Annotated in this window: 10 protein-coding genes; 5 read left to right on the forward strand and 5 right to left on the reverse strand. The window is 38.6% G+C overall.

Going from position 1 to position 9,901, the window contains the following annotated elements; translation table 11 throughout:
- Positions 1–1,591: hypothetical protein (locus tag B4N75_RS05005; RefSeq protein ID WP_296706742.1), on the reverse strand; the 1,591-nt coding region annotated here is incomplete at its 3' end.
- 136 nt (positions 1,592–1,727) lie between these two features.
- On the opposite strand from B4N75_RS05005, the gene hflX reads away from it, so the two are divergent.
- The gene (gene hflX, locus B4N75_RS05010) at positions 1,728–3,071 is read left to right on the forward strand and encodes a GTPase HflX (protein ID WP_296666748.1); all 1,344 of its coding nucleotides are present in this window, start codon (positions 1,728–1,730) and stop codon (positions 3,069–3,071) included.
- 27 nt (positions 3,072–3,098) lie between these two features.
- Complete coding sequence (locus B4N75_RS05015; protein WP_296706743.1) at positions 3,099–3,584, forward strand: flagellar basal body-associated FliL family protein; 486 nt, start codon at positions 3,099–3,101, stop codon at positions 3,582–3,584.
- A gap of 105 nt (positions 3,585–3,689) precedes the next feature.
- Here the strand turns inward: B4N75_RS05015 and B4N75_RS05020 are convergent, their stop codons facing one another.
- Complete coding sequence (locus B4N75_RS05020) at positions 3,690–4,658, reverse strand: M23 family metallopeptidase (protein WP_296020314.1); 969 nt, start codon at positions 4,656–4,658, stop codon at positions 3,690–3,692.
- Between the two features lie 67 nt (positions 4,659–4,725).
- Positions 4,726–5,328, reverse strand: coding sequence for an RlmE family RNA methyltransferase (locus B4N75_RS05025; protein ID WP_296706746.1), 603 nt, complete (start codon positions 5,326–5,328; stop codon positions 4,726–4,728).
- Positions 5,329–5,570: 242 nt separating this feature from the next.
- Between B4N75_RS05025 and B4N75_RS05030 the strand changes: the two genes are divergently transcribed.
- Genes B4N75_RS05030 through B4N75_RS09270 form a run of 3 tightly spaced genes read left to right on the forward strand, consistent with a single transcriptional unit; the run spans position 5,571 to position 7,624 of the window.
- On the forward strand, positions 5,571–6,626 hold the full coding sequence (locus tag B4N75_RS05030) for an FPP/GGPP synthase family protein (protein ID WP_296706748.1): 1,056 nt from the start codon (positions 5,571–5,573) through the stop codon (positions 6,624–6,626).
- A gap of 25 nt (positions 6,627–6,651) precedes the next feature.
- On the forward strand, positions 6,652–7,197 hold the full coding sequence (locus B4N75_RS05035; RefSeq protein WP_296020323.1) for a tetratricopeptide repeat protein: 546 nt from the start codon (positions 6,652–6,654) through the stop codon (positions 7,195–7,197).
- On the forward strand, positions 7,190–7,624 hold the full coding sequence (locus B4N75_RS09270) for a SoxR reducing system RseC family protein (protein ID WP_296666737.1): 435 nt from the start codon (positions 7,190–7,192) through the stop codon (positions 7,622–7,624). Before B4N75_RS05035 ends, B4N75_RS09270 begins: the two co-directional genes overlap by 8 nt.
- Positions 7,625–7,690: 66 nt before the next feature.
- On the opposite strand, the gene B4N75_RS05040 is transcribed toward B4N75_RS09270, so the two are convergent.
- Together B4N75_RS05040 and B4N75_RS05045 are read right to left on the reverse strand one after the other, a co-directional pair.
- Positions 7,691–8,890 (reverse strand): protein-glutamate methylesterase/protein-glutamine glutaminase, encoded by a 1,200-nt coding sequence (locus B4N75_RS05040; protein ID WP_296706749.1) that lies wholly within the window; start codon positions 8,888–8,890, stop codon positions 7,691–7,693.
- Positions 8,891–8,994: 104 nt separating this feature from the next.
- On the reverse strand, positions 8,995–9,810 hold the full coding sequence (locus tag B4N75_RS05045) for a CheR family methyltransferase (protein WP_288518496.1): 816 nt from the start codon (positions 9,808–9,810) through the stop codon (positions 8,995–8,997).
- Positions 9,811–9,901: the final 91 nt, after the last annotated feature.

Genomic DNA, 9,901 nt, shown 5'->3' on the forward strand with positions numbered 1-9,901 from the left:
TCTCAACTTCTTCAACCGGCTCGATCTCATCTGCGCTCTCTGCTTCGTCAATCGGCTCAACATCGTTTGCACTTTCCTGCACATCGCGTTTTTTTGCGCTTTCCTGATTTTTTACTTTTATGTCAAGTTGACCGCTACCCAAGATTTCTTCGAGAACATTTTTTAATTCGGCACTGTCTATTTTTACGCTTTCTGGAATTTGTGAATTTTTTGGTAAATCTGAAAAAATTGCAGTTTTAAAAAACTCTGTCCAGCCGTTTTCAAAAAGCGCATCAATTTCGGCAGGATATTTTTTTCCGAGACGGCCAAGGCTTTTCTTTATTTCTTCTTTTAACTCATTTTTTCGTTTTTGCAGCTCTTCGTCAGGAAGTCTTTCGTTGGACTTTTCGTACGATTCGGCAAAAATTTTCTGAAAATGGTTTATTCTCGCTTTTATTATGCTCAAATCATCGCGTTTTAAGTTTAAAATCAAAAAAATCGTCAAAAATAAGGTTAAAAAAACAAGCGCTAACAAAAGAATACGAAGTTCAAGCGAAATTTTAAACATTCCGCCGTCATAAACAAAACAGAGAAAACTAAAATTTTCTTCTCCTAAATCTACAATCTTCGTAAAAACCGCAAAATTGTAGTTTGCAGAAAGAGGCTCTTTATTTTCTCCAGCATTGTCCGTCGAAAATTCTTTTTTTTCAGAATCAATTTGCTCGCTTGATTCTTCAGTTTTATCCAAAAGAAGATATGTTCCTGTCAAATAAACATTCTGTTCAAAAAGTTCAGTCCGCCTGTCTTCAGCCAAATTCAAAACTTTTTTACGGACATTTTCGCGCAGCGCTTCGAGACCGTTCCCCAAAAGTTCAGAATTTGAATAAGGGAGTCCAAAAATATAACCTGCAAAATTCGAATCACCTGTAAAAAGATATTCCGCTCCATCTTTTTCCGAAAGGCTGATTTTGTTTTTTGAATACAAAAACCTTACAAAGTCCTCGGTTCCGCAATAAAAAAATACGTCTGCCGGCTGCGAAATTTTTCCAGAATTATCTTTTCCAATAAAAGGCAACGAATAAATTATGCGTTTTTTTTCAAAATCGTTAAAAATCTTGAATTTCCGGCCATTTTTGCAATCTAAAAGCTCAAATTCAACTTCCTGCCCGTTTTTTACGAAATTCGAATAATCTTCGTAGACCGTCGAGCGTTCATTTTGTTTTTTTTTATCGCTTCCAAAACTGCTGTAATGAATTTTTCGGCCGTTAGAATCAACAATGCGAATTCCTTGCAAATAAGGCGATGAAGAAAAAATCTTTGCACAAGCCGAAGCGCGCGACTTTACTTCCTCGTCAGACGAAACTGATTTTGTAAAAGAAAGCACGGCATCGTCCGAAGCAAAAGAAGCAAAACGCTCAAAGAGAATCTGATTATATTGTTTTTCCTGTTCCGAAAGTTCTCTGATTTTCTGTTCAATCGGTTTTCTTACAGCCGGCTGATAAAATTTTGCTTCAATAGAATCAAACTGTCCGGAAAGTGTAATCACCGAAAAAAAAGCAAAAATTAAGACAGAAATCAGCAAACTTACAGAAAATTTCTGACTCGAAGTCAAAATTTCACCTGCAAATTAAAAAATATTTTCTCTATTCTATCTAAAATCGGCAAAAAAAAGTAAGGAATTCACTGTTTTTGTAAAATATTTTATACTATTTTTGTTATAAAATTTGCACTTTTATAAACGCTAAAACATGATAGAAATTGAAGAAGAACAGAATCAAAAAATAAAAGCTTTGCTTATTGGCCAGCCAGAAGTTCCACTTGCAGAACTCGAAGGTCTTTGCAAAACACTCGGAATAGAAACAGTCAGAAGCGTAAATTTGACGCGTTATGAACCTTCACCCGCCTATGGAATCGGCTCAGGAAAAGCTCAGGAACTTTGCGCACTTGCAAAAGAACTTAAGGCAGATGCAATAATTTTTGACTACATTCTCGAACCGCGAAAACAGCGCAACTGGGAAAAACTTTCAAAACTTGCAGTCTTTGACAGGCAGGAAGTCATTTTGCGGATTTTTTCTGCACGGGCGCAGACAAAAGAAGCAGTTCTTCAGGTGCAGCTTGCAAAACTCGAATATTCACTACCGCGGCTTGCCCACATGTACGGCGACTTTGCAAGACAACGAGGCGGAAATTACGGTTCAAAAGGCAGCGGCGAAACCCAGCTCGAGCTCGATCAAAGACAGGTTCGCGACAAGATTGCGCTTGTAAAAAAAGAACTTTCTCAGGTTGTGCTCGACCGGCAGACACAACGCAAAAAACGCGGCAGAACGCCATGTCCATCCTGTGCAATAGTCGGTTACACAAATGCCGGAAAATCAACGCTGCTCAACGCACTCACCGGAGCAGATGTTTTTGTCGAAGACAAGCTTTTTGCAACCCTCGACCCAACAACAAGAAGGCTCAACTTAAAAGAAGGCGGCTCTATTCTTCTTACGGACACAGTCGGATTTATTTCAAACCTGCCGCATTCTCTTGTAAACGCCTTTAAATCAACTCTTGAAGAAGCAAAAAACGCAGATTTACAGCTAATCGTTCTTGATTCCAGCGATCCGAATGTTTTTGAGCAATACAAAACAGTCGTTTCTGTTCTTGAAGAAATAAAAGCAGATAAGGTAAAGCGAATAATCGTCCTGAACAAAACAGATTCTCTCGAAGAGGAAAGTCCGCAGGCAGTCCGGCTTTATGCCGGATTCAGCAATGCGGTAAAAATAAGCGCTTTAAATCATGCCGGGTTTGAGCAGCTCACTAAAAAAATCTGCGACAGCCTCTTAGGCAAAGTCCAAAACCTGATAATTCCAACAGAAAAACACGCGCTTTTAAACGATATCCGCAAAAACGGCATCTTGCTCACAGAAGAATGGCTTGCCGACGGAATCCACGTAAAGGCACGAATTGGGAAGGAATTTTCTATTTCGCAGGAAGAACAAAAGACTTACGGAAATTCAATTTTTGTAGCAGAATCAAACGAAAATTCTCCAAATTTAAAAAGAACAAAAAACAGGCTTTACTCAATTTTAGAGCCATTTTTGAATTAAATGCCGGCTCAGAAACAAAAGAATAATATGAACAAATTGAATAAAATTTTAACAGGAATATTAGTTTTTCTCGCAGCGATTGTTTTTTTTACAGGAATTGCTTTTTCAATTTTGCACTCAAAAAACAAAACTAAATACACATTGCCAGACAGCGAAAAAATATTTTTAAATCAGGCAGAGTTTAAAAGCTCTTCTTCTCAAAACAACAAGGCTTTTACAAAAATCGGAAAACTGCGCGTAGCAACAAAACCCGGCAAAAACGGAAAAACAAAAATCGTGCTTATAACGCCTTACATTGAATACAGCGACGACCAGGCATTTTACGAAGAATTAGACCGAAATCTGGCAAAAATGCGCGAAATAATACTCAATTATTTTTCTGAACGGACAGCCGAAGAACTGGCAAAAAAAAACGAAGAAAAAATAAACTCAGAAATTTTAGAAAAATTGAATTCGATTTTGATTTTACAGAAAATTCAAAGGCTTTATTTTACAGATTTTTTGATTTTATAAAAAATGTTTAATACAGCCCGGATTGAAGCCCCGTCAGTTTGAGCGGCTTAACGCCGCTCAAATGGAACGAACAGCGGAAGGGCGAAAAGCCGGAAAAGCTGCCGTCTAATTCCACAAATTCTGCGGATTTATCTGCTTGCCGTTTTTAAAAACTGTAAAATGCAAGTGCGGTCCTGTGCTCAAGCCTGTACTTCCTACATAACCGATTACAGAATTTTGAGTTACGTATTGATTTTTTACAGCTGCAATTGCGCTCATGTGTCCGTAAAGTGTTTTATAACCAGAATGATGCGTTACAATCACGTAATTTCCGTAAGTGTTGTTAAAACCTGTAGATGTTACTTTTCCGTCCATTGCCGCATAAATTCTAGTTCCCTGAGGACAGGCCATATCTACTCCGCTATGATAAGAACGCGCTCCTGTAAAAGGCGATTTTCTCCATCCAAAGGCGGAAGACATATACCATCTTGCATGAACAGGTTTTTTAAACAAATCTCCGTTAATTTCCTGGCGGGTAACCCAATCCAGATGAGCATCCGGCAAAAAAAGCATTGTTCCAGCAGAAAGAGAGTCGCTTTCCGAAACCTTATTCACTGCGCAGAGTTTTGCATTGTCAATCTTATATTTTTCAGCAATCGAAAGAGAAGTCTCTCCATCTTTGCGCACAGTGTACAGAATTCCTGGAATCGAAGGAATTTTTAAATAAGTTCCAATCTGCAAAAGCCTTGAAGAACGGATATTGTTTACAGAAATTATGGTATCTTCCGTAATTCCGAAATTTGACGCAATAACGCTAATCATATCTCCAGAATGTACGCGGTAAGAAATATAGCAAATCTCGCTCAAGTTCAAATTTTCTTCTTCAGCAAGAGCAACTTCGCTTTCCGAAACAACAGGCAAACCAGGAGTTTCAAAACCTCCCTGCCCGTTTTCTTCCTGCTTTTCAGGCTGTAAAAGAAGTCCAGCCGTCAAAACAACACAAAAAGAAGCCGTGGCTACAGAAAAACAGGCGAGAGCTTTCATGCTAAAAATTTTCTTTTTAAAACCAGCAAAATCAGTATTTTTAAATTTCATTTTTTATCCTGTCTATAATACAAGCAATGCAATTGACAGATGCAATTGCAAAGCAAAAAAAACAGCCTTAAACATTTTTTTTATTTATTCCAATAAGATAAGTTTCAAAACTTTCGGCACGGCAGGCAACAGGCTTAAAACCTTTTGCAGAGGTAAAAATTTCGCGCATCATTTTTAAGAGCGCCTGCTGGTCTCCGTTCTGAAAAACCTTTACAGCAAAATTTCCGCCCGGACGCAACATTGTCTGGGCATAATAAATCGCCATTTTTACAAGCCCCTGAGAACGCGCAGTATCGACAATTCTGTTACCTGTTGTTTTAGGAGCTGCGTCGCAAACCACAAGATCAAAAGGACCTTCTTTTTTTATAGTTTCCAAAATAGCTTTGTCAGTTAAATCGCCCTGAATAAAAACAAGATTGTCGCCCTTGACATCTTTTGCAAGAGTATTCAAATCGCAGGAAACAACCTTGCTTTCCGGACTTAAATTTCTGAGCAAAAAGGTCGTCCAGCTTCCAGGAGCCGCCCCCAAATCCAAAACCGTGCTGTTTTTTTTGAGAATATGGAATTTTTCGTCAATTTCTTTTAATTTATAAACCGAACGCGCAGGATAGCCTTCCGAAAAAGCTTTTTGCGACCAAAAATCCGGCTTTTCATAACTGTTCGATGCCATAATTCTTAATCGGCAAATTTTACTCATTTTTTTACTGTTTTGTAAATGAAAGTTTACCGCTTTTTTTTGGATTTTTAAGGGGCGTGCCGGCAAAAAATTGCCGTCAGGCTTTCCAGGGTTCCGGCTTCCGCCTGCATTGCTACGCTTCGCTCCGCAACGGCTTCATAAGCCGCCCTTCCAATCCTTCACGCAAATCAAAATCACTCGTACACAAAATTTTGTTTTTGAGTTATAATAAAGCTATGAAACAAGAATTTACATCTCGACTTGAACAAATTGAACTCTCTCTACAAAAAATTCTGCCGCAAGAACTTAATGGCAGCTGGAAAGAACTGTCTTTCGGAAAAATAGATTCGTGCATAAATCAGGAACATATTTCGGTTTTAACCCAGCCTTGCGCACACTTAGTTTCGCTTGGCGGAAAAAGGTGGCGGCCATTGCTTCTCGTGCTCTGCGCGCAAATGACAGCCCAGGCAAAAAAAACAGATGTAGATTCAACAAAAGCCTACGGTTTAACTCCGCTAGTTGAATTTGCACACACAGCAAGCCTTATTCACGATGATATAGAAGACGGAGCAGACACGCGGCGCGGAAAACCTTGCGCACATATTTCTTACGGAATGGACGTTGCCATAAACGCAGGGAGCTGGCTCTATTTTGAAGCACCAACCGCAATAAAAGCGTTAAGTCTGTCTTCCGACGAAAAATTGCGTCTCTATGAACTTTTTCTGCAGGAACTGCGGCTTTTGCACCTCGGCCAGGCAATGGACATTAAATGGCACAGAAATCCAGACTTAATTCCTTCAACCGAAGAATATACAGCCATGGTTCGTAACAAGACAGGAACTCTCGCACGCCTTGCAGTCAAACTCGGAATTCTTGCAGGAGGCGGAACTGATTCAGAAATCGAAGAAGCTGGAAAAATCGCTCAGGATATTGGTGTTGCATTCCAGATTATTGACGATGTAAAAAACCTTACAACCGGAAATCCAGGCAAAAAACGCGGAGATGATATTGTCGAAGGCAAAAAATCTCTGCCAGTGCTTCTGCATCTGCAAAAAAATCCGCAGGACGAAAAAATACTTGCCCAGTATTTTACTCAGGCAAAAAATGAAGGAATAGAAAGCCCAGCCGTCGAAAAAGCAATTCAGCTTTTAACACAGAGCGGAGCGGTTGAGCAGGCGGCAAAAAAAGGTTCTGAACTTGTAACACAAAAAAGTCAGGAGCTTGCACTATTTTACGGAAGTAAAACAGAAATAGGCACCTTGATTGAAGAGCTTTTCAATTCAATGCGTTAACCACAGCAAAAACGGAAGTAAAAATATGCCGGCAAAAAAAGAAAATGTTTCACAACTTAATTCTCAGGCAATAAAACTTGCAGCCAACGGCGAATATCAAGAAGCGATTGCATGTTTTCAAAAAGCAATTACCTTGGAAAAAAACAACTATCGGCTTTGGTACAATCTTGGCGTTACTTACCGCGACACAGGCGACCTTTTGCGTGCAAAAGAATCTTTGGACAAGGCCTATTCAATCGAAGCCGAAGATGATCAAGTAATCGAAACGCTTGCTTTAATTGATTTTAACATAGGTCTTACAACAGAAGCGTTGCAATTCTGCCATAAAGGACTAGAAAACAACTGCAACAATTCAAGACTCTGGAACACACTCGGTGTAATATATTTTAATCTCGAAAAATACGAAAACGCTTCCGAAGCCTTTGAACAGGCAATTACAATCGATCCATATTATTATGACGCACTCTTTAACTTACGCGACACATATGAAGAAACAGGCAATAAAGTCGGCTACAAACTCTGCGATGCTCAGTTAAAAACAATCAAAAATTACGGACAAACAAATGCTTAATTTTGCTAGAGTCATTTCTGTTTCGCAAAATTCTCAAAAAGTTTTATTGGCTTCAGTTTTTTCGTCAGCTTGCATAAACTGCCCTTCTATAAGAACATGCAGGCACAGCACAAAGACATTTACCGCATTAAATATAAAGAATTTTAATCTCGAAGAAGGAAATATCGTCAGAATAGCCTTAAAAAAGCCAGTCAGAATTTTACAGGGGCTTTGTGCACTTTTCTTGCCCATAGCACTTTGCATTCTTGCTCTTGATTTTGCCCCTATTCTGTTTAAAATAGCAAATTTTCCAGCAAATATTCAATTTAACGAAACTATAAGGTTTTTAACAGGATTTTCAGCATTTATCTTAGGCGAACTGGCAATCTTTATCTTTAGCAGAGCAACATTCATACCATTGTCGCCAATAATAAAGCAAAAAATATAAAAAAACGATGAGTGATACAGCTCACACAAAGCTCAATCATCGCTTTTTTGGTTTTAAATTTTTATTTTAATAATTTGCCATTGCCAGACTGCTTATTTCTTCAGCCATCTTGTCTAAGGCAACCTGTTTTTGAACAGCGCCAAGTTCCCATGCAACACGTGGCATTCCATAAACAATGGCAGATTTTTCATCCTGTCCCAAAGTCCACGCACCCTGCTTACGCATTTCTGCAAGCTCAACAGCACCGTCTTTTCCCATGCCGGTCATAATTACACCAAGAGCATTGTACTTAAAAACCTTTGCAACAGACTCAAACATAACATCTGCCGAAGGTCTGTGTCCATTTCTTTGAGGCAACTGGTTTGTACGAATCTGATATTTTCCAAACCCATTGTTTTCAACCACAATATGAAAATCACCCGGAGCAATATAGACATGACCTTCTTCAAGAACATCCTTATCTTCTGCTTCTTTAACACTCAAAGGACAAATTCTGTCAAGACTTGCAGCAAATTCTTTTGTAAAACCAGCAGGCATATGCTGAACAACCATAATTGGCTGTCTAACCCCAGGATTGATATTTGCAAAAACTTCACGTAACGCATTAGGGCCGCCAGTCGAAATCCCAATCGCAATCAGTTTAATTTTTCCAGGAGCATGCAACGGAGTAATAGCAACAATATTTTTCTTTTCACGAGGAATAAAAGTTTCAAAATCTTTTGGAATAGGCTTCGGAGGAGGAATTACGACATCTTTAGCTTTATCGCCAAGAGCCTCATGCAGTTTTCTTTCAATCGCCCGCTCCGAATTCAAGCGAATGTAGTAATCAGTGCTGTAAACATTTTTTCCATTAAAACGCGCCTGAGCTCCGCCATAAGAAGCAATCATTTCAATCAGACGGTCAGCAACAGAGTTTATATCTACAGAAACAGAACCGTTTGGCTTGGTAATAAAATCGCAGGCACCAAGTTCAAGAGCTTCCATAGTTACGGCAGCGCCTTTTTCAGCGATAGAAGACAAGATGATTACAGGAATATCAGGACCATGTTCTTTACGATAGCGAAGATATTCAATTCCCGTCATAACAGGCATTTCAATATCCAAAATAATAACATCAGGCTTTGTATATTCCAGTTTGCTTATAAGGAATTGCCCGTTCATCGCCTTATCAATAACTTTCATTCCAGGAGTATTGTCAATCACCCGCGAAATAACATTTCTCATTAACGCAGAATCATCACAAACCAAAACCGAAATGTCGTCCATTTTTAAATCTCCCATAACTAAATCGAAAAAAAATGCGCGCTCAAACAAAAATATATTTTCAAAGAGCCACAAATCAAATTCGTATAAGCAAAAATAATCTTTTTCTATAAGTTTTTCTGATAAAGACACGCCCAGTCTGTCTTTAAAAATTCGAATTTCGTATCCATTCCAAAGAGCGATTCAGAATGACCGATAAAAAGATAAGATTTCTTGCCCATAGCGTCCCAAAATCTATCAATGCACGCTTTCTGAGCTGCTTCGTCAAAATAAATCAAAACGTTACGGCAAAAAACAACATCAAGATTTCTCATACCAGAATCATTTCTAAGATTGTGGTAGTCGAATTTTATTGTAGAAATCAATTCCTTACAAACTTGATAACCGTTCTCTGTTTTTATAAAATACTTTGACAAATATTCTGGAGGAATCCCCTGAATTCTAGATTCCGGATAGAATCCCTGCTGACCAACCATTAGTGACTTCAAAGAAATATCAGAAGCCGTAATCTGGAAAGTATAAGGCGGCGGCAAGAGACTTTTTAGAATCATTGCAATCGTATAAGGTTCTTCGCCAGTAGAACAGCCGGCGCTCCAAATCTTAATAACAGTTCCGCCAGTTTTCTTTTTTTCTTCAATAATATGAGGAATTACATAATGAACAAGAGCATCAAAATGCGGCTGGTTTCTAAAAAAACGAGTCAAATTAGTAGTAACAGAATCGAGCATCGTTTTCATTTCGCCTTCATCAGACATAATCAAATTATAATAATCCTGAACCGAAGCCAGATTTTTTTCGCGCAATTTCTCCTTTAAGCGCGAATCAAGAATCGAACGGTTTGTTGCCGAAAAAGTAATACCGCTCTTGTCGTAAATAATTTTGCGAAATTTTTCAAATTCCGAATCAGTAAGTAAATCTGTCATATAAATATTATATCCCTGCAAACCCGAATTGTAAATTAAAAGACTTTTTTTAACAGAAAGTTAAATACAAAAACAACAAAAGGCAGGAGCA

Origin of the sequence: Treponema sp. UBA7570 (assembly GCA_002477955.1) — a bacterium.
Classification (GTDB): Bacteria; Spirochaetota; Spirochaetia; order Treponematales; family Treponemataceae; genus Treponema_D.

Bases quoted from the DNA above. Each gene is read 5' to 3' on its own strand.
- hflX (WP_296666748.1), top strand. From the start codon at position 1,728: ATGATAGAAATTGAAGAAGAACAGAATCAAAAAATAAAAGCTTTGCTT.
- B4N75_RS05015 (WP_296706743.1), top strand. From the start codon at position 3,099: ATGAACAAATTGAATAAAATTTTAACAGGAATATTAGTTTTTCTCGCA.
- B4N75_RS05020 (WP_296020314.1), bottom strand. From the start codon at position 4,658: ATGAAATTTAAAAATACTGATTTTGCTGGTTTTAAAAAGAAAATTTTT.
- B4N75_RS05025 (WP_296706746.1), bottom strand. From the start codon at position 5,328: ATGGCATCGAACAGTTATGAAAAGCCGGATTTTTGGTCGCAAAAAGCT.
- B4N75_RS05030 (WP_296706748.1), top strand. From the start codon at position 5,571: ATGAAACAAGAATTTACATCTCGACTTGAACAAATTGAACTCTCTCTA.
- B4N75_RS05035 (WP_296020323.1), top strand. From the start codon at position 6,652: ATGCCGGCAAAAAAAGAAAATGTTTCACAACTTAATTCTCAGGCAATA.
- B4N75_RS09270 (WP_296666737.1), top strand. From the start codon at position 7,190: ATGCTTAATTTTGCTAGAGTCATTTCTGTTTCGCAAAATTCTCAAAAA.
- B4N75_RS05040 (WP_296706749.1), bottom strand. From the start codon at position 8,890: ATGGACGACATTTCGGTTTTGGTTTGTGATGATTCTGCGTTAATGAGA.
- B4N75_RS05045 (WP_288518496.1), bottom strand. From the start codon at position 9,810: ATGACAGATTTACTTACTGATTCGGAATTTGAAAAATTTCGCAAAATT.